Origin of the sequence: Paracoccus aestuarii (assembly GCF_028553885.1) — a bacterium.
Classification (GTDB): domain Bacteria; phylum Pseudomonadota; class Alphaproteobacteria; order Rhodobacterales; family Rhodobacteraceae; genus Paracoccus; species Paracoccus aestuarii.
Window position 1 is genome coordinate 2,345,825 of sequence record NZ_CP067169.1, and the last position, 23,669, is coordinate 2,369,493.

The 23,669-nt window shown below is 63.9% G+C and carries 25 protein-coding genes and 2 pseudogenes; 8 read left to right on the forward strand and 19 right to left on the reverse strand.

The window, feature by feature from the left end; translation table 11 throughout:
* Positions 1 to 8: 8 nt before the first annotated feature.
* The 15 genes from JHW48_RS11910 to JHW48_RS11980 all read right to left on the reverse strand — a co-directional run bounded on the left by JHW48_RS11910 (position 9) and on the right by JHW48_RS11980 (position 12,999).
* Positions 9 to 935: a LysR family transcriptional regulator gene (locus JHW48_RS11910; RefSeq protein WP_119885591.1), complete on the reverse strand. Its 927-nt coding sequence runs from the start codon at positions 933 to 935 to the stop codon at positions 9 to 11.
* A 14-nt stretch (positions 936 to 949) separates the two neighbouring features.
* A complete protein-coding gene (locus JHW48_RS11915) occupies positions 950 to 1,624 on the reverse strand; it encodes a DUF1028 domain-containing protein (RefSeq protein ID WP_119885590.1) in 675 nt (224 codons plus the stop codon).
* Positions 1,621 to 2,058: a RidA family protein gene (locus tag JHW48_RS11920; RefSeq protein ID WP_119885589.1), complete on the reverse strand. Its 438-nt coding sequence runs from the start codon at positions 2,056 to 2,058 to the stop codon at positions 1,621 to 1,623. The genes JHW48_RS11915 and JHW48_RS11920 overlap by 4 nt, the downstream gene beginning before the upstream one ends.
* A 28-nt stretch (positions 2,059 to 2,086) precedes the next feature.
* Positions 2,087 to 2,692 (reverse strand): glutathione S-transferase, encoded by a 606-nt coding sequence (locus JHW48_RS11925; RefSeq protein ID WP_119885588.1) that lies wholly within the window; start codon positions 2,690 to 2,692, stop codon positions 2,087 to 2,089.
* On the reverse strand, positions 2,689 to 3,687 hold the full coding sequence (locus JHW48_RS11930; RefSeq protein ID WP_119885587.1) for an NAD(P)H-quinone oxidoreductase: 999 nt from the start codon (positions 3,685 to 3,687) through the stop codon (positions 2,689 to 2,691). Before JHW48_RS11930 ends, JHW48_RS11925 begins: the two co-directional genes overlap by 4 nt.
* Positions 3,684 to 4,793 carry an ABC transporter ATP-binding protein gene (locus tag JHW48_RS11935; protein ID WP_119885586.1) on the reverse strand — a complete coding sequence of 370 codons (1,110 nt, stop codon included), beginning with the start codon at positions 4,791 to 4,793 and terminating at the stop codon, positions 3,684 to 3,686. Before JHW48_RS11935 ends, JHW48_RS11930 begins: the two co-directional genes overlap by 4 nt.
* Positions 4,783 to 5,592, reverse strand: coding sequence for an ABC transporter permease (locus JHW48_RS11940; protein WP_119885585.1), 810 nt, complete (start codon positions 5,590 to 5,592; stop codon positions 4,783 to 4,785). Before JHW48_RS11940 ends, JHW48_RS11935 begins: the two co-directional genes overlap by 11 nt.
* Entirely contained in the window at positions 5,592 to 6,443 is an 852-nt protein-coding gene (locus JHW48_RS11945; protein ID WP_119885584.1) for an ABC transporter permease, read from the reverse strand. The genes JHW48_RS11940 and JHW48_RS11945 overlap by 1 nt, the downstream gene beginning before the upstream one ends.
* A gap of 55 nt (positions 6,444 to 6,498) precedes the next feature.
* Positions 6,499 to 7,521, reverse strand: coding sequence for an ABC transporter substrate-binding protein (locus tag JHW48_RS11950; RefSeq protein ID WP_119885583.1), 1,023 nt, complete (start codon positions 7,519 to 7,521; stop codon positions 6,499 to 6,501).
* 238 nt (positions 7,522 to 7,759) lie between these two features.
* Positions 7,760 to 8,695, reverse strand: a complete 936-nt coding sequence (locus tag JHW48_RS11955; protein ID WP_119885582.1) for a 2-hydroxyacid dehydrogenase — start codon at positions 8,693 to 8,695, stop codon at positions 7,760 to 7,762.
* Positions 8,692 to 9,138, reverse strand: coding sequence for a type II 3-dehydroquinate dehydratase (locus JHW48_RS11960; RefSeq protein WP_119885581.1), 447 nt, complete (start codon positions 9,136 to 9,138; stop codon positions 8,692 to 8,694). The genes JHW48_RS11955 and JHW48_RS11960 overlap by 4 nt, the downstream gene beginning before the upstream one ends.
* Positions 9,135 to 10,388 (reverse strand): flavin-containing monooxygenase, encoded by a 1,254-nt coding sequence (locus JHW48_RS11965; RefSeq protein WP_119885580.1) that lies wholly within the window; start codon positions 10,386 to 10,388, stop codon positions 9,135 to 9,137. Before JHW48_RS11965 ends, JHW48_RS11960 begins: the two co-directional genes overlap by 4 nt.
* Positions 10,389 to 10,605: 217 nt before the next feature.
* The gene (locus JHW48_RS11970) at positions 10,606 to 11,742 is read right to left on the reverse strand and encodes a TRAP transporter large permease (RefSeq protein ID WP_119885579.1); all 1,137 of its coding nucleotides are present in this window, start codon (positions 11,740 to 11,742) and stop codon (positions 10,606 to 10,608) included.
* Positions 11,743 to 11,775: 33 nt separating this feature from the next.
* Positions 11,776 to 12,363 (reverse strand): LysR family transcriptional regulator, encoded by a 588-nt coding sequence (locus tag JHW48_RS11975; protein ID WP_119885578.1) that lies wholly within the window; start codon positions 12,361 to 12,363, stop codon positions 11,776 to 11,778.
* A gap of 63 nt (positions 12,364 to 12,426) precedes the next feature.
* The gene (locus tag JHW48_RS11980; protein ID WP_119885577.1) at positions 12,427 to 12,999 is read right to left on the reverse strand and encodes a histidine phosphatase family protein; all 573 of its coding nucleotides are present in this window, start codon (positions 12,997 to 12,999) and stop codon (positions 12,427 to 12,429) included.
* A gap of 34 nt (positions 13,000 to 13,033) precedes the next feature.
* Here JHW48_RS11980 and JHW48_RS11985 point away from each other — a divergent pair, with 34 nt between their 5' ends.
* Both JHW48_RS11985 and JHW48_RS11990 read left to right on the forward strand, forming a co-directional pair.
* Positions 13,034 to 13,315, forward strand: a complete 282-nt coding sequence (locus JHW48_RS11985) for a hypothetical protein (protein WP_170152243.1) — start codon at positions 13,034 to 13,036, stop codon at positions 13,313 to 13,315.
* A pseudogene (locus tag JHW48_RS11990) lies at positions 13,258 to 14,249 on the forward strand (IS481 family transposase); the annotation flags it as partial. The gene JHW48_RS11985 and the pseudogene JHW48_RS11990, both read left to right, overlap by 58 nt.
* Here the strand turns inward: JHW48_RS11990 and JHW48_RS18695 are convergent.
* Positions 14,218 to 14,523: a phage integrase N-terminal SAM-like domain-containing protein gene (locus JHW48_RS18695; RefSeq protein WP_240637799.1), complete on the reverse strand. Its 306-nt coding sequence runs from the start codon at positions 14,521 to 14,523 to the stop codon at positions 14,218 to 14,220. The pseudogene JHW48_RS11990 and the gene JHW48_RS18695 sit on opposite strands and share 32 nt — an antisense overlap.
* Before the next feature lie 142 nt (positions 14,524 to 14,665).
* Between JHW48_RS18695 and JHW48_RS11995 the strand changes: the two genes are divergently transcribed.
* Both JHW48_RS11995 and JHW48_RS12000 read left to right on the forward strand, forming a co-directional pair.
* Positions 14,666 to 15,016: an antitoxin Xre/MbcA/ParS toxin-binding domain-containing protein gene (locus tag JHW48_RS11995; RefSeq protein WP_119885842.1), complete on the forward strand. Its 351-nt coding sequence runs from the start codon at positions 14,666 to 14,668 to the stop codon at positions 15,014 to 15,016.
* Between the two features lie 6 nt (positions 15,017 to 15,022).
* The gene (locus tag JHW48_RS12000; RefSeq protein WP_119885838.1) at positions 15,023 to 15,517 is read left to right on the forward strand and encodes an RES family NAD+ phosphorylase; all 495 of its coding nucleotides are present in this window, start codon (positions 15,023 to 15,025) and stop codon (positions 15,515 to 15,517) included.
* A gap of 246 nt (positions 15,518 to 15,763) precedes the next feature.
* Here the strand turns inward: JHW48_RS12000 and JHW48_RS12005 are convergent.
* A pseudogene (locus JHW48_RS12005) lies at positions 15,764 to 16,934 on the reverse strand (IS5 family transposase); the annotation flags it as partial.
* Between the two features lie 219 nt (positions 16,935 to 17,153).
* Between JHW48_RS12005 and JHW48_RS12010 the strand changes: the two are divergent.
* Genes JHW48_RS12010 through JHW48_RS12025 form a run of 4 tightly spaced genes read left to right on the forward strand, consistent with a single transcriptional unit; the run spans position 17,154 to position 21,755 of the window.
* Positions 17,154 to 18,233, forward strand: coding sequence for a phosphotransferase family protein (locus tag JHW48_RS12010; RefSeq protein WP_147388076.1), 1,080 nt, complete (start codon positions 17,154 to 17,156; stop codon positions 18,231 to 18,233).
* A gap of 17 nt (positions 18,234 to 18,250) precedes the next feature.
* Positions 18,251 to 19,426, forward strand: coding sequence for an acyl-CoA dehydrogenase family protein (locus JHW48_RS12015; RefSeq protein WP_119885836.1), 1,176 nt, complete (start codon positions 18,251 to 18,253; stop codon positions 19,424 to 19,426).
* Complete coding sequence (locus JHW48_RS12020) at positions 19,390 to 21,063, forward strand: acetate--CoA ligase (protein ID WP_205961883.1); 1,674 nt, start codon at positions 19,390 to 19,392, stop codon at positions 21,061 to 21,063. Before JHW48_RS12015 ends, JHW48_RS12020 begins: the two co-directional genes overlap by 37 nt.
* An 11-nt stretch (positions 21,064 to 21,074) precedes the next feature.
* Complete coding sequence (locus JHW48_RS12025) at positions 21,075 to 21,755, forward strand: nitroreductase (protein WP_119885835.1); 681 nt, start codon at positions 21,075 to 21,077, stop codon at positions 21,753 to 21,755.
* Between the two features lie 14 nt (positions 21,756 to 21,769).
* Here the strand turns inward: JHW48_RS12025 and JHW48_RS12030 are convergent, their stop codons facing one another.
* Both JHW48_RS12030 and JHW48_RS12035 read right to left on the reverse strand, forming a co-directional pair.
* Positions 21,770 to 22,894: a CaiB/BaiF CoA transferase family protein gene (locus tag JHW48_RS12030; RefSeq protein ID WP_119885834.1), complete on the reverse strand. Its 1,125-nt coding sequence runs from the start codon at positions 22,892 to 22,894 to the stop codon at positions 21,770 to 21,772.
* A gap of 2 nt (positions 22,895 to 22,896) precedes the next feature.
* On the reverse strand, positions 22,897 to 23,661 hold the full coding sequence (locus tag JHW48_RS12035) for an SDR family NAD(P)-dependent oxidoreductase (protein WP_119885833.1): 765 nt from the start codon (positions 23,659 to 23,661) through the stop codon (positions 22,897 to 22,899).
* Between the last annotated feature and the right edge of the window lie 8 nt (positions 23,662 to 23,669).

Here is a 23,669-nt window from a genome sequence, read left to right on the forward strand (position 1 = left end):
TCCTCGTCTCAGCTTTTCATGCCCGGTAAGGCACCGGCGTCGGAAATCTCGTGGCAGTGGTCGATGAAGGCCTGAATCGTGCGCGAGACATGGGCTGCGCGCGACAGGGCGATTCCAAGGCGCAAGTGAGGTACATCGGTCTTCAGCGGAACGAATTTCAGCGGCTTGCCGTCCATCGAAGACTCCGACACCGTCCGCAGATTGGCGATCCCGAATCCATACCCGTTTGCAATCAGGCCACGCTGGATCGAGATCTCATTCGTGCGCTCGGCGATGCGGGGGCGACGGCCCAGGGTTCGGAACAGCGACAGGAAGTAGTCCGAGCTGTGCGGCATATCCAGCATCACCATGTCATGCTCCAGCAGGTCACCGGCCGTGACCGAGGTCTTGTCGGCCAGCGGATGATCCACGTCGAAGATCGCGAAGGGCGGCAGGTCCCGCAGGGGGTGAAAGTCGATATCGCTCGGGATGGACATGTCATAGGTCAGCGCAAGGTCGATACGAGACGCGCCGAGTGCGTCGAAGATCTGCGCCTGATCCAGCTCCAGCTGACTGAACTCGACATTCGGATAGCGCGTCTCGAAGCTGCGCCGCAGCTGCGGCACCATCAACTGCACGAAGGTGCGCAGGCACCCCACGCGCAGCGATCCCAGGACGCTGCCGGTGTGGATATGGGCCAGATCGTTCAGCTTGGCCGCGCTGGCCAGCACGATCCTCGCCTGTTCCATGAATTGCTGGCCCACCGGTGTCAGCGCCGAACCTTGGGCGTGCCGCCGGGTGAACAGCTGCACGCCAAAGCCCGCCTCGAGCTGGGCGATGGCGGACGACATCGAGGGCGCCGTCACGTTCACCTTCTCAGCGGCCAGCGCGATGCTGCCCGCCTCGCCCACGGCAATGAAATATTCAAGCTGTCGCAGAGTGAACCTGAGCGGCATCGCGTGTCTCCGGCCTATTCGTCGCCCGGCACGCCGTAGGACGGCGCGGCCTGCGGATCAAGCGCGCGGGTGACATAGTCGTCCATCTGGGGGTGAAAGACCTCCCACGCGCGTTCAAGCGCGGCTATTGGACAATCGTCCGACCAGTCGATGCGCAGCTCGGCCAAGGGCCAGCTCTGGCGGTCCACCAGCAGCAGGCCCGCGGAGTGGACCGGCCCCGCCTCGCCGCCGGCATCCAGACCCGCCCGCAGCGCGCCGACCAGCCGGGCGCCCAGATGCCCGGTCGAGGCGCCGAAATGCTGGACCATCACCTCGGGCACGCCCGCATCGGCCAGAAGGTTGCCGGCGGCGGCGGTGTCGCGACCCTGCGCCTCGGACCACATGCCCAGAACCTGCGTGCCGGAATAGATCGCGCTTTCGCCGCTGCGCCCCACGGCCAGCACCTGGCGATAGGCCATGTGCGCGCCCGCGCGTTCCAGGATCGCCAGCGCCTCGGCCGGGGCGGCGCCGCGCGCCATCAGGTCCAGCGCATGCGGCCCGAGGCGCGGATCGGTGACGTTCTGTGTCGCCACCGCGCCCACGCCTGCCCGCGCGAAGGAACAGCGCGCCGCGACCGCGGGTGAGGAGGACGAGATCGCGACCCCGAACATGCCGCTGTCGGGGCAATGGCCGATGATGGAAAAGGTCATGCCGCCCCCTGCGCCGCATCGTCGGGAATGACGGCGGTCGCGTCGATCTCGACCAGCCAGTCGGGACGGGCCAGCGCGACGACGGTCAGGCCGGTGCAGACCGGGAAGACGCCTTTGATATATTCGCCCATGGTGCGATAGACCGCCTCGCGGTGGCGCACATCGGTCAGATAGACGACCAGCTTGGTCACATGCTCCATCCGGCCGCCGCATTCTTCGACCAGCTGGCGGATGTTCTGCATGACCTTGTGCGTCTGCTCGACCGGGTCGTGGCTGGGCAGGTTGACGGCGGTGTCCAGATCCTGCGGGCACTGGCCGCGCAGGAAGATCGTCGTGCCGCCTTTGGTCACGACGGCCTGGCACAGGTCGTTGTCCAGGTTCTGTTCGGGATAAGTGTCGCGGGTGTTGAACTTGCGATGGCGGTAATGGGCCATGGGTGTCGTCTTTCCTTGAAGGGATCGTTCAGGCGAAGGGCCGCGTTGCGGCCATTGCGGGACGTTGGTCGAACTCGGCCTGCCACGCGGCCAGCCCGCCCCGACCGTCCCGCCAGTCCAGATCGGGAAAGCGGAAGTCCAGCCAGCCGAGCGCGCAACCATATGAGATCGCGCCGATATCAGCGCAGCCCGACGCCGGCAGGTCGGCGGCCATGGCATCCAGCCCGTCCGCGATCTTGGCGGACTGCGCCTCGATCCAGCCGGGCGATTGCTGCGCCTCGGGCCGGGCCAGCCGCTCGTAACGGATCAGCAGCGCGGCATCCAGAACGCCGTCCGCCAGCGCCTGCCGGCGCAGCGCGGTCCAGCGCAGGGGACCGGGCGCGGGGAACAGCCCGCCACCCGCCTGCGCATCCAGATATTCGCAGATGACGCGGCTGTCATAGAGCGCGATGCCATCGGCCGTCATCGCGGCCGGCACCTTGGCCAGCGGGTTGAAGGCCGCGATCCGATTGTCGCGCTGGACGGGATGGGCGGCGCTGTCCAGCCGCTCGATGCTGTCCTGAACGCCCAACTCGTGCGCCGTCACCATGACCTTGCGCACGAAGGGCGAGGCCGAGCCCCAATAAAGCCTCATGTCCGGTCCTCCGCGACGGTCAGGACGATCTTTCCGAAATTCTGCCCGCCCTCCAGATCGGCATGGGCCTTCCCGGCCTGCGCCAGCGGCAGGGCTTGCGCGATCACCGGCATCACCCGGCCCGGTCCGATCAGGGGGATCAGATGCGTGCGGATGGCGGCCGCGATGGCGGCCTTTTCGTCATCAGGTTTGGGGCGAAGCGTGGACGAGGTCAGCCACAGCCCCTTGCGCATCACAAGGCCCAGATTGACGGTCGCCTCGACCCCCGCCATGAAGGAAAGCCCGACATGCCGCCCGCCGGGGGCCATGCATTCCAGGTGCCGGCCGACCATCTCGCCGCCCAGAATGTCCAGAACCACATCGACACCGCGTCCCCCGGTCAGGGACTGAACCTCGGCCACCAGATCACCGCTGCGATAGTCGATTGCTGCGGCGCCCATTTCGGTGAGGCGCCCGCACTTCTCGGGACCGCCGGCGGTGACGATGACCTTTGCGCCCCAGGCCAGCGCCAGTTGCAGGGCAAGCGTGCCGATGCCGCTGGCGCCGCCCTGGATCAGGACCGTCTCGCCCGGTTTCAGCGCGCCCCGGTCAAAGAGGTTGTGCCAGATCGTGAACAGCCCCTCGGGCAGGACGGCGGCCTGTTCCAGCGACAGGCCGGCCGGGACAGGCAGGCAGTGATCGGCGCAGGCGGTCGCATGGCCAGCATAGCCGCCGGCCTTCAGCAGTGCCATGGCCTGCGTGCCGATCAAGGCGGCATCCACTCCCTCGCCCACTTCGACGATCTCGCCTGCCACCTCCAGCCCCAGGATGTCCGAGACATCCGCCGGCGCCGGCAGCGCACCCGAGCGTTGCATGATATCGGGCCGGTTCACGCCGGCCGCGGCCACCCGGATCAGAACCTCGCCGGCGGCGGGCCGGGGAACGGGCCGGGTCACCAGCGACAGCACCTCGGGTCCGCCCGGACGTTCCGCGACGATTGCCTGCATGTCCATCATGCCACCTCCTTGTTCGCTTCGTCGGCGGCGTAGATCGCCGGTCCGGTCTGCGGCAGCGCGATGCCCACGGCCGCCCCCGCCGGCAAGGCCTCGGCTGCGGGAACGCGTAGCATGACCCGGCCACCCTGCGCGGCCGCGCAGTCCAGATGCAGCTCGGCATAGCTGCCCTGATAGACCGACAGCGCCACGGTCGCGGGGACGGCGCCGGGCTCGTTCGTGTCGGTCAGCCGGCACTGTTCAGGGCGGACGAACAGAGTGACGGGACCGGGCTGCGGCAGGTCGTCCTGATAGCTGGTCAGTGACAGGCGGGCGCCGCCCACGCTCAGATCGAGCGCGCTGCCCTCTGCGCCCTGCAATGTCGCGTCGAACAGGTTCGCATCCCCGACGAAGGTCGAGACGAACAGGTTCCGGGGCCGGTCATAGATGTCGGCGGGCGCGCCGATCTGGCGGACGCGGCCGCGCGACATCACGGCGATCCGGTCGGACATGGACAGCGCCTCGTTCTGGTCATGGGTCACGAAAACCGTGGTCAGGCCAAGCCGCGTCTGGATCTCGCGCAGCTCGACCTGCATGGCGGTGCGGAGGTTCCGGTCCAGCGCGGAAAACGGCTCGTCCAGAAGCAGGACACGCGGGCGGATCACCAGCGCGCGCGCCAGGGCGACGCGCTGCTGCTGGCCGCCGGACAGCTGTTTGGGGCGGCGATCCGCGAAATCCTGCAGCTTGACCAGCGCCAGCGCCTCGGCCACGCGCTGCGCTGTCTCGGCCTTGGACACGCGGCGCGTGCGAAGGCCATAGGCCACGTTCTGCGCGACGGTCATGTGGGGAAACAGCGCGTAGTTCTGAAACACGATCCCGATCTCGCGCTGGTGCGGGGGGACCTGCGTGACCAGTTCGCGGTCGATGAACAGCTCGCCCTCATCGGCCTCCAGAAAGCCGGCGATCAGGTTGAGAAGCGTGGTTTTCCCGCAGCCCGAGGGTCCAAGCAAGGTCAGAAACTCGCCCCGCCGGATCTTGAGCCAGATCGGCTCCAGCGCGACCGTGCCTGCGAAGGATTTCGAGACACCGTCGATCTGAACGGCGGCATCGTTGCGGCTTTCACTCGACATTGAGAACCTTTTCTAGTCGGAAGAACTTGTGGACGACCAGCAGGATCACCGCGACCGCCAGCACGTAAAGGACCGACACGGCGGCCAGCGTGGGGTCGGCGTATTCACGGACATAGTTGTACATGGCGACCGGCAGGGTCTGCGTGCTCTGGTTCACCACGAACAGGGACGCGGTGAATTCGTTGAAGGACAGGATCGCGGCGAACAGCCCGCCCGAGGCAAGCCCCGGCACCAGCAGCGGCAGCGTAACGGTGCGCAGCACATGCCAGGGCGAGCCGCCGAGGCTTTCGGCTGCCTGCTCGTAGCGCCGCTCGAAGTTCTGCAGCGACACATAGACCGAGCGGACGACGAAGGGCAGCACGATGATGACATGCGTCGCCACGACCAGCCACAGGTTGCGCGGCAGGGACGCGGCGGCCGACAGGATCAGAAGCCCAAGCCCGATGGTGAAGTTGGGAATGATCAGCGGCGACATGAGGATGCCGTTCAGCACCCCCTTCAGCCTGAAATCATAGCGGTTCAGGACATAGGCGAACCCCGCCCCCGCAATCAGCGCGATGGTGGCACCGAACGCGGCGATCTTCAGCGAATTGACCAGCCCGGCGCCGAAGTCGCGATACTGGAACGCATTCGCATACCAGCGCAGCGACCACTCGCGCGGCGGAAAGGACAGGATCGCGCCGTCGTTGAAGGACGCGATGGCGACCACGAAGAACGGCAGCAGGACAAAGCCCAGGATGGCGGTCAGCAGGATTCGGCCGGTCCAGTCCAGAAGATGATCCAGCAGGGATTTGCGCATCAGTGACCTCCGATCCGCTCAAGACGGCGGATGCCGGTGTTGAAAATGGCCAGCACGGCCACGGTGAACAAAAGCCCGGTCAGCGACAGCGAAGCCGCCAGCGGAAAGTTGAACGAGGCAAAGCCCACCTGATAGACCAGCGTCGAGATCGTCTGCACCTGCCCGCCGCCGATCATCTGGGGCGTGGCAAAGGCCGAAAACGTCCATGCGAAGGCCGTCGAGGACGCCGCCACGATGCCGGGGATCGACAGGGGCAGCGTCACGGTTAGGAACGCCCGCACGCGCCCCGCGCCAAGCGACGTGGCCGCCCGCTCAAGGTTCCGGTCGATATGGGAAAGGGCGGCCGCCAGCATCACCACGACGATCGGCAGCGTGAAATGCACCAGCGCGATCACCACCCCGGTCATGGTGAACATGAAAGGAATGGGCCGGTCGATCAGCCCCATCTGCATCAGCGCCGCGTTCAGAAAGCCGCGATTGCCCAGAACGATCATCCAGGAATAGGTCCGCACGATCTCGCCCAGAAACAGCGGGGTCAGGGAAATCAGCAGGATCGCGCTGCGCAGCCGGGCGGACCGGGCGCGCACCATCGCATAGGCCAGCGGATAGCCGATCAGCAGGGTGAACAGGGCGGTCCACAGGCACAGAAGGACGGTGTTCAGGAAGGCCTCGCCATAGACGGCCTTCCACAGGGTCGTGAAATTCTCCAGCGTGAAACCGCCGGGGTCCAGCGCGCCAGGGATGTTGGCGCGGAAGCTGTATTGGACGATGGCAAGGAAAGACGCCGCGATCCCGAAGGCGATCAGGATCGAGGGCGAGGCAAACCAGCCGAGAAATGGGCGCTTCGTCATCGCGGACGTCTGCTCCTTGGTTCGGGTTGCGCCCCGCTTCCGGGGCGCAATGTCATCAGTTCGCGGTCATGTTTTCCGAGAACCACTGCCTCCATTCGCCGATCGTCTCGGCGCGGAACTCGTCCGGGATGACCAGCGTCTGCTCGGCCCATTCCTCGGGCGTGGTGAAGATGCCCGGCAGCGCGGCCAGTTCCTCGGGAAGCTCGACATTCGAGACGACGGGGCTGCCCTTCTTGATCTCGGCGATCTGGGCCTGCACCTCGGGGTCAAGCGCCGCGTTCAGGAACTGATAGGCCAGGTCGATCTTGTCGCTGCCGGCGGTGATGCCCATGGTATCGACGCCCAGAACCGCCCCCTCGGCGGGAATGGCCAGCTCGACGTCCAGACCTTGCGACTGGATGTGATAGGCATTCATCGACAAGATGACTTGAACCGGCGTCTCGCCCGTCGACAGAAGCTGCTGCGAATTGGCGTCATTCGTATAGAGGGCACGGATGTTCGGCCGCAGCGCCAGAAGCTTGTCGGTCGCATCGCGCCAGTTCTCGACCCCGACACCTTCAAGCGTCGCGGCGGCGGCGATGATATGCGAGGGATCGAAATCGGGCAGCGCGATCATGCCGGCCAGCTCGGGCGACCACAGATCCTCCCAGCTGTCGAAGGTGACGCCTTCGGGCAGCATGTTGGGCAGGAAACCGATGGTGTAGACATAGGCCCATGCGCCGATATGCGACGGGCTGATGCGCGCCTGATCGACAAGGTTCTCGGCATTCGGGATCCGGGACATGTCCAGTTCCTCGAACAGGCCCTGATTGCGATAGAGCCAGCCGATATGCGAGGTGGTGAAGGTCACGTCGCTTTCGGGATTGTCCTTGGACAGATTGGCCTGGTTCAAGCGGTCGATCGTGCCGCCGGTGATGAACTCGACCTCGACGCCGGTTTCCTCGGTGAACTTGGCGGCGATCGTCTCGTCGATCAGGTCGCGGAAGCTGCCGCCCCAGCTGCTGACGACCAGCGTTTCCGCCTGAGCGGAGGCAGCGATCAGGCCGATCGCGACGGATGTCAGGAAAAGTCTTTTCATTTCAAAGCACTCCATCTGTTGTCGTGACGCGGCGTTTCTCGCCGCTTTTATCGGTCCGTGGTTATTCGGCCCGTCTGAGGGGATCATGCGTCACCGAGCCTCGGGTAACCTCACTGTAAATGCCTATGCACTAGGAAGGCTCGCCCAACGACCAGGCTAACCAGTTGATAAGGCTTGGTTTAGAATCAGGCGGGGTTGCCGTTTCATCTCCTGACTGGCGAATGCCCGGGCATTCTGCCTAATAGCCGCGCAGACGGGAGACCTGCTGCCCCACCTGCGCGCCCGACTGGATCGCCAGAATGTTGTCCGCGATCTGAGGCGCCGCGCTTTTGGGCAACGCGACCGAGGCGAGGTGCGGCGTGATCAGCACCCCCGGCAGCGTCCAGAGCGGATGATCGGGGCTCAACGGCTCGCCGTCGAACACGTCGAGCGTGGCACCGGACAGATGACCGCTGCGCAAGGCCTCGACCAGCGCGTCCTGATCCACGACCTCTCCTCGCGAGACGTTGACGAACGCGGCGCCGGGCTTCATCGCCCCGAACGCCTCGGTCCCAAGCCGACGCCGCGTCGCAGGGGTCAGCGGCAGCATGCAGACCGTGATGTCCGCGCGGGCAAGCAGCCCTGCCAGCGCCTGATCGCCACAATGCACCGTCACCCCCGGCAGGTCCCTCGGCCGCGTGGCCCAGCCATGGGTGTCATATCCCATCCGCGCGATCTCGGCCGCGGCCATCGCGCCCAGCTCACCCAGGCCCAGGACGGCGACGGTGACCTCGGATGCGGCGCGGGGATGGCGATAGGCCCATTCGCGCCGTGCCTGCGCGGCCTCGAAATGAGGGATGTCGCGGGCATGGCGCAGCACCGAGAACAGCACATATCCCGCCATCATCCGGCCCATCTGCGGGTCCGACAGCCGGGTGATCGGCACATCGGGAAGATCGCTGCGCGCGACCAGACGGTCCACGCCCGCGCCAAGGTTGATCACCAGCTCAAGGTTGGGGAAGCGGGCAAAGAACCCCTCGGGCGGCATCCAGACCAGCGCATAGCGCACGGTGTCGGGGTCCGTCACCGCATCGGCCCGCTCGATCCGGACCCGGTCCCCCAGCAGGGGCGAAAGGGCGTCGCGCCACGGCTGGAACGGGTCGGGGCCGCTGTAGAAAACCAGAGTATCGGTCATGTGGACCGTTCGGCGATCAGGTCCGCCATCGCGCCGAGCCCCAGCAAATAGCCGCGCACTCCAAGCCCCGCAATGACGCCGGTGGCGGCTTTCGAGATGAAAGAGTGATGGCGGAACGGCTCTCGTTTCCAGATATTGCTCATATGGCATTCGATGATCGGCCCGTCGAATGCCAGCAGCGCATCCAGGATCGGGATCGAGGTATAGGTCAGCCCCGCCGCGTTGATCAGCAGCCCGTCACAGGACTGCCGTGCCTCCTGGATCCAGTCGATCAGGACGCCCTCGTGGTTCGACTGGCGGAAGTCCAGCGTCAGGCCGAGATCGGCGGCGCGGGCCATGCACGCCGCCTCGATCTGCGGAAAGCTGTCGGTGCCGTAGGTTCCCGAGGGATCAAGACCGTAGAGATTGGCGTTCGGGCCATTCAGAAACATCACCTGCGTCATGTGTCTGCCTTCTCATAGGCAACGTAGTTGCGCTGAACGCCGATATGGGTCGCGATGTACTTCGCGTCATACCAGCAGCCATAGATGAAGGACGAGGCGCGGTTGGTCAGTTCGGGCAGGCCAAGGAAATAGATCCCCTGCTCGGCCGAGATGCCACGCTTGTGGAAGGGCGTGCCGTCCTCGTGGAAGGCGTTCACCTGCAGCCAGCTGAAATCGAAGCGGAAGCCGGTCGCCCAGATGATCGTGCCGATCCCTTCGGCGGCCAGATCCAGTTCGCGGACGGGATGGGTTACGCAGTCGGGGTCGGGCTGCATCTGCCAGGCCTCGGGCTCGGGCGGAAGGTCGATGCCGTTGCGTTCCACATAAGCGTCGGCCTCGCGCAGGACGTCCAGATAGGCCTCGTCGCCGGCGGCGATGTTGGCGACCAGATCGTCCGCGATGTGCAGCTTGCCGCTCTCATAGGATTGGGTCATCCCCAGCACGGTCACGCCGGCATTGCCCATCCGGCGGAAATCGACCGTCTTGCCGCCGTCATAGCCGCTGACCGCGAAGGCGACGTGCTTTTTCTTGGCCTGGATGGTGATCTCGTCCCACTTGCCCAGAACGCCCAGCCACCAGACGTAATCGCGCTGACGGTAGGACCGCGGAGGGCGGTAATGCTCGCCGATGGACAGGAACACCTTGCGGCCCGAGCGTTGCAGTTCCTCGGCGATCTGCGAGCCAGAGGCCCCGCCGCCGACAACCAGAACCGCACAGTCCGCCAGCTGGTCCGGGTTCTTGTAGGCCGTGGAATGGATCTGCGTGATGCCCGCATCCTCGGGCACGATCTGCGGGAACGCCGGCACCTGGAACGGCCCGGTGGCGGCCACGACGCGCAGCGCCTCGATCTCGCCCTGCGAGGTCGACACGATGAAGCCGGGCCGGCCGGGCGCGCGGCGCACCGATTGCACCTCGACCCCGGTGCGCACGGGCGCGTCGATCAGGCGGGCATATTCCTCGAAATAGCTGGCCATCCGCTCTTTGGGCGGGAAGGTTTCGGGCGTGACGTCGTCGAATTCCAGTCCCGGGAAGCGATCGTGCCACGCCGGGCCGTTGGCGACCAGCGAATCCCACCGCTCAGACCGCCACCGCTCTGCGATGCGGTTGCGTTCCAGCACCAGATGGGGAACGCCCATGTCGCGAAGATGCTCACTCATGGCGATGCCGGCCTGGCCGGCTCCGACGACAACGGTGTCGATTTTTTCTGTCATGTTCGTGTCTTTGCTGTTTGTGCGGCGCGTGGCCCGCCGTGGTGCCTGCGCCGTCGTGTTGATGTCTCAAGACGTGCGTGGAGCGGCCCCGAGATGAAAGAAGTAAGTTCCGAGGCAAGGATCAGGCTGAGCCACTGCCACATTCGCCGGGATCCGCGCTGTTGCGCATTCCTCCCGCAGGGGCGGGCGGAACGGCATGTTTTCCCTGCCCGAGCCGTCAGTTCATCAGGCCGGGAAGCGTCAGGGACAGCGCGGGAAACAAGGTGAGTATCACCAGCGCGACGACCAATGCCCAAAGAAAAGGCATGTTCGCGCGGGTCACCGCCCAGACATCGTCCCGCCCGATCTTGGCCGCGACCAGAAGCGCGACGGCCACTGGCGGAGTTACCTGCCCGATGACCACCGTCATCACGATCAGGACGCCGAAATGGACCAGATCGACGTCCAGACCGATCAGCGTCGGCAGAAGCACCGGCATGATCATCGGGATCAGCGGGTCCAGAACCATCCCCGCGATCAGCGCCAGCAGCAGCAGCGCGAAGATGCGGATGGTCACGTTGTCGGACGGAAACAGACCGTCGACTCCGGCGGACAAGGCCAAGGGCACGCCCGCTTGCGACAAGGCCCATCCCAGGGCGGTCGAGAAGCCGACGACCATCAGAACCTCGCCGGTCAGGATCGCGGCATCCACCAGCGCCTGCCGCAGCTTGGCGATTGTCAGCGTCCGATAGACCAGCAGCGACAGGGCCAGCGCATAGGCGACCGCAAACGCGCCGGCCTCGGTCGCGGTGAAGATGCCGAAGATCAGACCGCCGAGGATCATCGCCGGCATCCCGAGCGGCAGGATCGCATGGCGTCCGGTGTGCAGGACGCGCGACCATTCGAAGCTGTTCATCGGCTGCCACCCGTTCCGCCGCGCCAGGATCGAGATCGTCACCATCATGATGCCCGCCATCAGCAGACCGGGGACGACCCCTGCCAAGAAAAGCGCCCCGAGCGAGGTTCCCGTGACCACGGAATAGAGGATCATCGGCGAGCTGGGCGGGATCAGCACTCCGACCCCCGAAGAGGTCGCGGTCAGCGCCGCCGAGAACGACCCCGCATAGCCATTAGCCTTCATCTTCGGGATCATCACCGACCCGGTGCCCGCAAGATCGGCGACCGAGGTGCCGATCATGCCCCCGAACATCAGGCTGGAGGCGACGTTCACATGGGCCAGCCCGCCCCGCATCCAGCCGACAAGCGCCGCCCCGAAGGCGAACAGGCGGTCGGCGATGCCGGTGGCGTTCATCAGACCGCCCGCAAGGATGAACAGCGGCAGGGTGATCAGCAGGTTATCCCCCACCCCCGCCAGGACCGCTGATCGGCACGGACTTCGGCATCCCGATCAGTGGCGAGCGATCGCCGCCGAACAGCCCGAGATACTGCCATGCGAACCATGCCAGCACCGCCATGGTCGCCAGACCGAACACGACGCCAATTCCTCGGCGGACAGGTGCTCGGGCCGCGCAAAATCATAGCCTAGGGCAATCTCGATGCTGGCATTCTCGAGCCCCGCGACGAGTTCGGCATGATCGCCCTCGACAAGGCGGACGGTGATGTTCGGCAGGGATCTCCGGAAGCTTGCGATGATCCGGGGCATGTAGCGCATGGCGAGGGTCGGAAAGCTGCCGACGACGATCTCTCCGCTCAGCGGATCTCCAAGGGACCTTGCCGTGTCGGCAAGCTCGCCGGCGGCCCGCAAAAGCTCTCGTGCCTGATCGACCAGCACCCGCCCCGGCACAGAAAGTTTCATGCCGCGCGCATGCTGACGCACGAAGATCTGCACGCCCAGATCGCGCTCGGCCTGAGACAGCGCCGCAGACACCGAAGGCTGCGAAACGGCCAGATGCCTTGCGGCATCGGTGACGCTGCCGCAATCGGCAACCTCGACGATATAGCGCAGCGTCCGCAGCGAGACCGGAAGATCTATCACCGACTGTTCTTGGAAGACAATGTAGTGATGTCGCGCAAAAGCGGCGCGTGAAGCGTTACCTTTCTACCTGAGGATCGTTTCTTTCCCATGTGCCATCCTGTATACGACGCCCTGCTCCTTCTCGAGCTGCAGCATTCCAGCTTTATCCAAGCCCATGCACAAGCCCCGCATGACAGCCGATGTCGTCCCATGTGTAAAGATCACAGCAGGCTCTTCAAGGTCAGCCAGGAATGATGACACCCGGCCGATGATCGCTGCAAAACTTTCTCCACCGGGGCTCTCGAAGTTCCACTCACCAGTGGCAAAGGCATCACCAACCTGCTGCTTCACCTCATTCTTGGACACGCCTTCCCACGCGCCGAAGTCGATCTCGCACAAGCGCTCATCTTGCCGGATGTCAGCACTGTCGCCCAAAGCGAGCTGCGCGGTTCGAAGCGCACGGCCTTGGGGGCTTGAAAACACCACTCCGGGCCTGTCCTCTAGAGATTTAAGTATATGCCCTTGCCGCACTGCCTGGCATACACCCCTTTGTGTAAGAGGCGCATCCTTTCTGCCTTGATACAAACCCATTTTGTTCCAAGTCGTTTCTCCATGACGAAGAATATATGAGTTGGGAAAACTTTGCTCCATCACCATGATAATAACTCTTGCGGCCCGTCTGACCAAACGCTTGTCGATTGAGGCAGAGCTGCGCTATCAAACGCGCTTGGGGAGCGCATTTCAGCCACAGATGCGAACAGCTTTTATTTTAAACCTCCAATGGGCTTTCTATCAAGTCGAGGACACTTCACCTTTGAGCAGCGGCGTGCCCCTGACCCTGCGCGAGCTGTCGACTAGGTGTTTGATCCCATGGTTTGATGGTGCAATCCTTTCGCAGGAATGGAAGGAAGCATTATGGGACAAGTTCGTCACGGGAGCGCCACGACCACGCACGCTGTCAGAGCTGCAATAATGAGGGCCGGCTCGCCATCGGTCCGAGGGCCTCGCCCGAATGATCGCAAGCTTCGCTCGCGCAGCTGAGCCGGGAGCTCGGCATCAACCCAAAGACTGTCGCGAAGTGGCGCAAGCGCGAGACAGTTGAGGACCGTAAGACTGGGCCGAAGGAGCCACGCTCCACGGTCTTGAGTGAGGCCGAGGAAGCAACAATCGTCGCGTTTCGGCGCCATACGCTGCTGCCGCTGGACGACTGCCTCTACGCTCTTCAGCCCTCTATCCCACATCTGACGCGCTCGGCGCTGCACCGATGCCTGCAGCGGAATGGCATTTCGCGACTGCCGGACGTGGGCGGGGACAAGCCCAAGCGTGCGAAGTTCAAGCGCTACCCGATAGGTTTCTTCCATATCGACATCGCCGAGGTGCAGACGGCCGAAGGCAAGCTCTTCCTCTTCGTAGCCATTGATCGCACCAGCAAATTTGCTGTCGTTCAATTGGCGGAAAAGGCCAACAGGAAAACCGCTTGGGAGTTCCTGGAGCACCTTCTGGACGTCGTGCCCTACCGCATCCACACGATCCTGACCGATAATGGCATCCAGTTCGCAGAGCAGCCTCGAAACCGTAACACTCCTTACTCTCGGCAAATGCGGTTCGACATGATTTGCGAGGCAAACGGGATCGAGCATCGGCTGACCAAGCCCAACCACCCGTGGACGAATGGCCAAGTCGAGCGGATGAACAGGACGATCAAGGACGCGACCGTCAAGCGCTACCACTACGACAGCCACAGCCAGCTGCGCACGCACCTCGCCGATTTCATCGCCGCCTACAATTTCGCACGCAGGCTCAAGACGCTGAGCGGTGTCACACCCTACGAATACATCTGCAAGGTCTGGACTTCAGAGCCAGACAGATTCATCGTCAATCCGATCCACCAGATGCCGGGACTGAACAGATTACGCCCAGAGAAACAAAGGCAGCGGCAAACCGATCGTCATCGACGAGGTTCAGCGTCACCCCATAGAAAAAGCGCAGGGCGCAGACCGTCTGGTTCAGCGCCGGCCAGGAAATGCCCTGCGATACAAGATAGACTTGGAAGGCGCGGACCTCCTCCAGCCCCAATTGATCCGGCGAGCGGTCGAAATACCGGCTGAACTTTGTGACGGCATGAAGGTAGCCTGTAGCGGTCCGGAAGAGAGTGGACCTCAGGAAAGCCCCGCGGGCCATCAGTTCTATGGCCTCAGTGCCGTGGCGCGGGCGCTGGCGCGACCGGTCAGCGAGGGCGAAGAAGAATCCGCCGCAGCGTGATCCAGTACTTGTTTGCCATGCATACTGGCATCATATAATGTCAGTCAGAATGGAGATGTCGATGCGTATCGAAGCACTTGCAGAGGGTGGGCAGTTTGCACCCGGCCGGATCGCCGAGATCCTGCGCACGACCAAGGACGAGGTCGCTCGCACGGTTGGCCTCGGTCGCGACGCCGTCATGCGTCCTGATCGCGTAGCCAGCGCCAAGACCCAGAAACGCCTGCGCGAAATGGTCGAGATCCTGAACAGGGTCGAGCCCCGTTTCGGCTCCTCGCTGATTGCCTATGCCTGGTATCGTTCCGAGCCGCTGGCAGGTTTCGGAGGGCTGACGGCGATGCAGCTGGTGCGTGACGGCCATGCGGCAGACGTCATGGACTATATCGACGCGGTCGAGGCCGGCATCCACGCCTGAAGCATCATGCATTATCGCGGCCTTCTCTATCGCGCCCTCAATCCGGTATGGGCACGCGAACCGCTGTCGGGCGAAGGCGCGCGACGTTTCGGCGGACGGTTCAATCCGAAAGGCACCCCGGCGCTCTATACATCCCTGTCGATCATGACCGCGATCCGCGAGGCGAACCAGATCGGCACCCTCCAGCCCACAACGCTGGTAGCGTATCGCGCTGATCTGGAACCAGTCTTCGACGCAACCGATGCCGAAGCCCTGAAGGACTACGACATGAGAACGACCGATCTGGCCGCTGAAGAGTGGCGGATCCGGATGCGCGAGGATGGCAAGGCGCCGACGCAGATCTTCGCGGAGCAACTGATCCGGAAAGCCTATTGCGGCATGCTTGTCCGCAGCTTCGTCAAGGGCGCAACAGAGGCTGATCGCAATCTGGTCCTGTGGAACTGGCGCGATACCCTGCCCAGCCAACTCTCCCTCGTGGATGATGAAGGAAGGTTACGCTGACACGCGCAGGAAACTCGGCCCTTAACCGCCGCTCAGCTGACCGGGATGCTGCGCGGCAGCATGCTTCAAAGTCGCAGTTCGGAAGTTGCCGCAGCAAAGCTCGGACAGCTGTGGTAGCGATGCGGGACCTAGCAGGTCGCTGAAATAGTCGCGCCGCCGGGATGTTTTCCTCTTCAGGCCTTCAGGAGCTTGGCGCCTTGCGGCTGTTTCAGCGGACGAGCGGCGTTCTGCCGGCTCCCATGGCCAGGCGGCAAGCAGCCTCGGGAGCCGGGCGCGATTGTTGGCGGCCATGGTGAGGATGAAGCGGGATCGCACCTTCTCGAGGCCGCGATAGACGGTCTGGGCCATGCCGCCGACGGTCTTGGCCCAGCCGAAAGCCTCTTCGATGCGTTTGCGATGACGCTGGGATTTGGCGTAGCCGTCGTGTCGGGTGGTTCGCCCGTCTATCGCCGAATATCGTGATCTCTGCGCGACATGGGGCGTGACGCATGCCTCGCGCAGGTTGGCGACAAAGCCCCGCGGCATCGAAGCCGCGGTCAGCACCCAGCGTCAGCCTCCGGGTCGAACCCGGGGAGTGGCGGTGGATCATGTCGAGCGCCGCGCGCCGTTCGGCTCGGCCATCGGCACGGGTAAGATCGCCCTGCACGATGAGGCCCGACCGGTTCTCCATCAGCGCATGCCCGATGAAGCACAGCGTTGCCCCGGTGCCGGGAGACTTCCTGTAGAGGCGCGCATCCGGATCGGTGATCGAGCCATGGGTAGCATTCGTCCGCCTCTGGCCCCGGAAATCGACCTCGGCATTGCGGCTGTGGCGTTGGTTGCGGGGCATCGGATCGGTCTTGGCTGCTACGGTCAAGGCGGATGGATCGGTGGCGGGGATCCCGAGTCCGGGAGGATCGCCAGCTTCGTCATCCGGCGGGGTCTCGCTCGTCCGCGGCTGGACGCTCTTCATCGAGGCCCAGGCCTTCACCAGCGTGCCGTCGACCGAGAAGTGGTCGTCAGACAGCAGCGGCGCCACCAGGCGGTGCGCCAGGATCGCGGCCATGATCTTGCGCGACATCTCGGTGCTCAGCAGCCGGTCGCGGTTCTTGGTGAAGACGGTCGGCACCCACACGGGATCATCAATGCCGAGGCCGACAAACCAGCGGAACAGCAGATTGTAGTTCATCTGCTCCATCAGCTGGCGCTCGGACCGGACCGAATAGAGGAGTTGCAGCAGGCTCGCCCGGATCAGCCGCTCCGGTGGGATCGAGGGGCGACCAAAGTCGGTGTAGAGCTCATCGAACGCGGCATCCAGGCTGGCCAGCGCCTCGTTCACCACCTGCCGGATCGGCCGCAGCGGGTGGCCCGCGGGGATGCGGGCCTCAAGGTCGACATAGTTGAACAGCGATCCGCTCGCCTCGTCCGTCCCGCGCATCTTTATCGCCCCCATCGACCTGCGCAGGGTGAATCATGTTCCGCGCGGCAGGTCGAGGGCTGACTTTTTCAGCGACCTGTTAGCCCCTCATCGCAACAATCGTCACGGGTGAGATGGATGCTAATCGAGCCACGGTTCGATCCGGCAATAATAAGCATATTGACCACAATGAAGGAGTGAGATAATTATTGTCCGACACTAAATACGTAAGGAAGCGAGTTGACACCTTCGCAACAGAGCGCATTCCGGACCTCCGTAGCCGGGCTTGACCTGCCGAATCTGGACGCCTACCTGTCCCCGCGCGGCCTGAAGCTCGACCCCGGCCGTGTTCCGGAACGATTTTCCTCTGGGTTTGGAAATATGAACTTCCTGATCTCGGCAGGCGGGCAACTCTTTGTTCTTCGGAGGCCTCCGGAGGGGCCGATCCCTCCCGGCGCCAATGATATGGCGCGTGAATTCAGGATCCTTTCCCATCTTCATCCCGTTTTCCCGCTGGTCCCCCGGGCGCATCTCTTCTGCAGCGATCCGCAAGTGATCGGAGCCCCTTTTCAACTGATGGAATATCGGCCGGGGCTGGTCGTCGGTGCCAAAATTACGTCGGACACTATTTCCAATTGGAACAGACCGGAACCGATCGGCCAGCATCTTGGCGGCGAGGTCATACGGGTGCTGAACAGCCTGCATCAGGTCGATGTGCGGGCCTGCGGTCTTGAAGATCTTGGTCGGCCGGCAGGCTTTCTGACCCGCACCCTGCGGGGATGGAGCAAACGGGCCGCGCTGAGCTGGAAGGACAGCCCGAACACCCTTCTGCCGGCACTGCTCGACTGGTTGCAGACGAACCTGCCGCCCGAGACCGACGGTGCCACACTGATTCACAACGACTTCAAGCTGGACAACATAATTCTTGACCCCGCAACGCTACGCCCGCGCACCCTGATAGACTGGGATATGGGAACGCTCGGAGATCCGCTCTACGATCTTGCGGTATTGCTGAGCTATTGGCCGGAAAGCGGCGATCCAGCGGTCATGCATGCCCTGCGCCAGATGCCGACCGCCGGGCATGGCTTTGCCAGCCGCGCCGAAGCCGCCGACCTGTACGTCGCGCTGAGCGGGCGCGACCTTGGCAATTTCGTCTTCTTCCGCGTGCTTGCGACGCTGCGCATCGCCGTAGTCTTCCAGCAACTCTATCAGCGCAACTGCCTCACGGAAAACAAGGATCCGCGCGCCGCCGGTTTCAACCAGCTCGCCCTCGACCTGCTTGCCTTCGGAATGCAGATCGCGCGCGGCCGGTATTTTTGAAAAGGACAACCCAAGCCATGATCTCCTTTGATCTGACCCCCGCCCAGGAAGAACTGAAGCGCCGCGTTGAAGGCTTCACGATGGATATCGTAGCGCCTTACGAGAAAGATCCCCGCAATACGCCACACGGCCCGACAGATGAGCTCAGGATCGAATTGAACAGGCTGGCCCGCGAGGCTGGTCTTTTTGCGCCGCACCTGCCGCGGCGGTGGGGGGGCATGGGCTTCGACCATGTCACCACGGCCATCGTCTTCGAGGCGGCGGGGCTGTCGCCGCTCGGTCCCATTGCGATGCATTGCGCCGCGCCCGATGAGGGCAACATGAATCTGCTCGACAAGGTCGCGACGGAAGAACAGAAGGAACGCTGGCTGAAACCCTTTGCCGCCGGCCGGATCCGCTCGTGCTTTTCGATGACGGAACCCTGGGGCGCGGGGGCCGATCCTTCCAAGATGAAGACCAGCGCCGTCTATGATGGCGATGACCTGGTGGTGCACGGCGTCAAATGGTTGATCACCGGGGCGCGGGGCGCGGGCTTCACCATCATCTTCTGCCATGTCGAAGCCTCGGAAGGCAGGCCCGGCGGCCCGACCATGCTGATCTCGGATATGGACGCGCCCGGCATCGAGCTTACGCGTGAGCTGGATACGCTGGACAGCTCGTTCACGAATGGCCATTGGGAGGTCACTTTCGCAGGTCTCCGTGTGCCCATCGGGAATGTGCTGGGCCAGATCGGCGAGGGCTTCCGCTATGTCCAGGTGCGGCTGGCGCCGGCGAGACTGACCCATTGCATGCGCTGGCTGGGCGGGGCCGTGCGCGCGCATCGCATTGCACTCGACTATGCACGCCGCCGCGAAGCCTTTGGCCGCCCCATTGGACAACATGGCGAAATCGGCGCCATGCTCGCCGATAATGAACTGGAGCTGCAACAATGCCGCCTGATGATCTGGTGGGCGGCCAAGCTTCTCGACAAGGGGGACCATGCCCGCCATGAAAGCTCCATGGTCAAGACCATGGTATCGGAGGCCCTATACCGGGTTGCTGACCGCTGCGTCCAGATCCTTGGCGGCATGGGCGTGACCTCGGACACGGTGGTTGCCCAGATCTTCCGCGAGACCCGTGCCTTCCGGCTGTATGATGGCCCCTCCGAGGTGCATAAATGGGCGATATCGCGCAAAATCCTGAAAAACAGCTAAGATTTGCAGGGGAGGAGACAGCCATGGAACGCGTTGAGATGGTCACATACGAGGCCGCCCGCGACAACTTCGCCTGGAAAATTCCCGAGGATTTCAACTATGGCAGGGACGTGGTCGATGCCTGGGCCGAGGATCCCGCGCGAATGGCGCTGATCTGGGTGAACGGCGCGGGCGAGGAACGCCGCTTCACCTATGCCGATATACGCGACCTGACCAATCGCCTTGCCAATTACCTGACCGCGAAGGGGGTGAAGAAAGGCGACCGGGTGCTAATCATGCTGCCCCGCGTGCCGGAATGGCAGATCGCGATGATCGGCTGCAACAAGATCGGCGCGGTCCCCATCCCCTGCGTCACCATGCTGACCGCGAAGGATATCGGTTATCGCCTGGAGCATTCCGGTGCGGTGGCCGCGGTCACCACCCGCCACGAGGTCGGCAAATTCCCGACGGATCTTCCGGTCAGGCTTTCGGTGGGCGAGGTCGAGGGCTGGGACAGTTTCGAGGCCGAAATGGCGCGGCACAGCCCTGATTACACCGCGGCCGGCATGGCGGCGGACGATCCGGCGATCATGTTCTACACCTCCGGCTCGACCGGGATGCCCAAGGGGGTGCTTCACGGCAGCCGCGCGCTTTTCGCATGGCGGGTCTCGGCCTGGTACTGGCTATCGCTGACCGAGACGGATGTGATGTGGTGCACCGCCGATACCGGCTGGTCGAAAGCCGGCACCTCGATCCTTTATGGCCCCTGGAGCTGCGGGGCGACGGTCCTGTTCTACGACGGGCCGTTCGACCCGGAAACCCGTCTTGACCTGCTGGAGAAACACCGCGTCACCGTCTATTGCGCCGCCGCGACCGAGATCCGCCAGCTGGTGCAGCTCGATACCGCGGGGCGCGACCTTTCCGCACTGCGCCTTTCCGTCTCGGCGGGGGAAACGGTGAACCCCGAGATCGTGCGCGCATGGTCGGCGATGTCCGGCGCGCCCTTGCTCGATGGCTATGGCCAGACCGAGACGTTGATGACGGTGCTGAACTATGCCCCCCTGCCGGTGAAGCCCGGCTCGATGGGGAAGGCGCTGCCAGGCACCGAAGCCGCGATCCTGTCCGAAGCGGGCGAACGAGCCGCAGCGGGCGAGCCGGGCCAGCTTGCCATTCGCTGCCCTCATCCGCAGATCATGCTGGGCTACTGGAACAACCCGGCCAAAACGGCCGAGTGTTACCTGCGGGCTGCCGATGGCACGAACTGGTTTCTCACTGGCGATACGGCGTCGATGGACGAGGACGGCTATCTGTTCTTTGCCGGGCGCGATGATGACGTCATCAATTCCTCGGGCTACCGGATCGGTCCGATGGAGGTGGAGAATGCCCTGATGGAACATCCGGCGGTGCTGGAATGTGCCGCCGTCGCCAGCCCGGATGAGACGCGGGGCGAGGTGGTCAAGGCTTTCGTCATCCTCAAGCCCGGGATCATCCCCAGCAAGGCATTGGCCAAAGAGCTTCAGGATTTCTCCAAGGCCCTGACCGCTCCTTATAAATATCCACGCCGGATCGCCTTTGTTCAGGACCTGCCGAAAACCAATACCGGAAAGATCCAGCGCCGGGTGCTGAAGCTGCGCGAATTCGCCGCCGCAAGCACCTGATCGAGGCAGAGATGCAAGATAGCGAAATCATTCTCGATGCGATCACCTCGCGCCGCGCGATACGGGGGTTCCGCCCCACGGATGTCGCGCCCGAAACCATCAGGCGGATCCTTGCGGCGGCGGGCCGCGCGCCCAGTGGATCGAATATCCAGCCCTGGTTCGTCGATGTGGTGACGGATCTCGCCCTCGCGCGACTGACCTCGCATATCACGGCCTTGTTCGACGCCGGCGAGCGCGGAACGAAAAGCTATCCCTATTATCCCGACACCTGGCGCGAACCCTATCTGGGACGGCGGCGCAAGCTGGGCTGGGATCTGTATGGCATGCTGGGCATCAAGCGGCATGAGAAGGAAAAACTGGCGGCGCAGCACCGCCGCAATTTCCTGTTCTTCGATGCGCCGGTCGGGCTGATCCTGTCGATCGAGCGCGACATGGGGATCGGCAGCTGGCTCGATTCAGGCATGTTCGCGCAGAATATCATGATCGCGGCGCGGGCCTTCGGTCTGCACACCTGCCCGATCCAGGCCCTCGCCGCTTGGGAGCCGCAGATCATCGAGGAACTGGGGCTGCCGGAAAACCGCAGGGTGGTCTGCGGCATGGCGCTTGGCGAGGCCGATCCCGACATGCCCGCCAACGCGCTGGAGACAGAACGCATGGCGCTGGAGGATTTCGCCCGCTTCCACGACAAATAGGCAGGAGGGCGCGGTCAAGTATCCCCGAACCCTTCGCCATCATGCTGGCCGACCTGCGGCGCCGGGGAAAGCGCGACATTGTCATAGGCCGAGAACTTCACCGGCTGGCGCAGAACGCTCTGCTGCGCCCCGTCCTGACGGGTCAGTTTCCCGAAAAGGCCGCGCGCGGCAAGATGCGGATCATCCACCAGCCCCTCGCGGGTCAAGGCCGGTCCCCACATCTGCCCGGAAGCTTCGAAAACCTCCTCCCAGTGGCTGAAGGGTTTCTCGCGGATTTTCGCGCCGATCTGCGCCACCATTTCATCGTGCCGCGCAACCCGCTCGGCCCGCTTCAGCCCGATCCCCGCTGTCACCCCGGTATCCCTGCAAAGCATATCCCAATAGGCATCCTCATGCGCGATCGAGGTGGTCAGCCAGCGCCCGTCAGCGGTTTCATAGAGCCCATAGCCCGGATCCGCCTGCGGGACCGCGCCCTGATCCGTGCGATCCGTGCCGATAAAGGGCAACTGCAACGACATGACCGCATCGCTCATCGCGATGTCGATATGGCTGCCTTCGCCACTGCTCTGACGGCCATGCAGTGCCGCAAGCACCCCGATCACCGCGTAAAGCCCCGCTGTGGCATCCCCAAGCAGCAACGCGGGAGGCCGGCCCTGGACATCTCCCCGGATACGTTCGTCCAGCGCCCCCCCGAGGCCGCTGAAGCTCAGGTCATGGGCGGGGCGCATCCGGTAGGGCCCCGTCTGTCCGAAACCCGAGATCGAGGCATAGATCAGCCGGGGATTGATCGCCGCCAGCGCCTCATATCCAAGGCCCAGCTTCGCCAGCTTGCCCGGCCGGAAGCCCTCAAGGAAAACATCGGCCTCGCGGATCAGGTCCAGCAAGGCCTCTTTCTGTTCCGGCACCCGCGCATCCACCGCCACCGAGCGCTTGTTGCGGTTCAGGCTTTCATAGAAACTTGCCAGAAACCGCGAGGGATCGCCCGTTTCAGGACGCTCGACCTGAATGACATCGGCCCCCATGTCCGAAAGGATCAAGGTGCAGAACGGGCCTGGATATTGCTCGGCCATGGAAACGACCTTGAGGCCCTTCAGGGCACCTGGCTTGAGATCGGCCGGATTCGGAAAAGAAACTGTCATGTTCAGATCGCCCAGCTTTGCGCATCATCGACGGTTACGGATTCGCCGTTCACGAAACGGCTTCGCGGATCGACAAGAAACAGCAGCGCCGAGTCGAGGTCCGAGGGTATTCCGGTTCGCGGCCGCGGCAACCGCCCCAGTTCCGCCCGGCCCTGATCGCTTTCCCAGAACGCTTCATTGATCGAGGTCCTGATATAGCCCGGGCAAAGCGCATTGACGCGGATTCCGTGCTTTGCCCATTCCAGCGCGTGCCCCGCAGTCATATGGCGGATCGCGGCTTTCGACATCGTATACAGCGAGACGCCTTTCGCCACCCGGGTCGACAGCATGGAGGCGACATTGACGATAACGCCCTCGCGGCCCGCATCGATCCACCGCCCGGCACAAAGCTGCGACAGTCGCCAAGGCGCGCGCACATTCACCGCCATCGTCTGCTCGAACTGGTCGAGCGAGGCCTTGTGCGCGCGTGCTGGCAAGCTGATACCGGCATTGTTGACCAGGATATCGGGCGTGCCGAGTGCGGCATCGATCGCCGCAATCAGTTGATCCGGTGCCGCCGGATCCAGCGCGTCAAAGGAAAAAGCCCGGGCCTCGCCGCCCGAGCGGGCGATTTCCTCAACCAGTGCGGACAGCTTGTCCACGCGACGCGCCGCGACGGCGACCCTCGCCCCCTGCGCGGCAAGCACCCTGGCAAATTGCCACCCCAGACCGGACGATGCGCCTGTCACCAAAGCTGTTTTTCCCGAAAGCATCACGGCCTCCTCCATTCCCATAG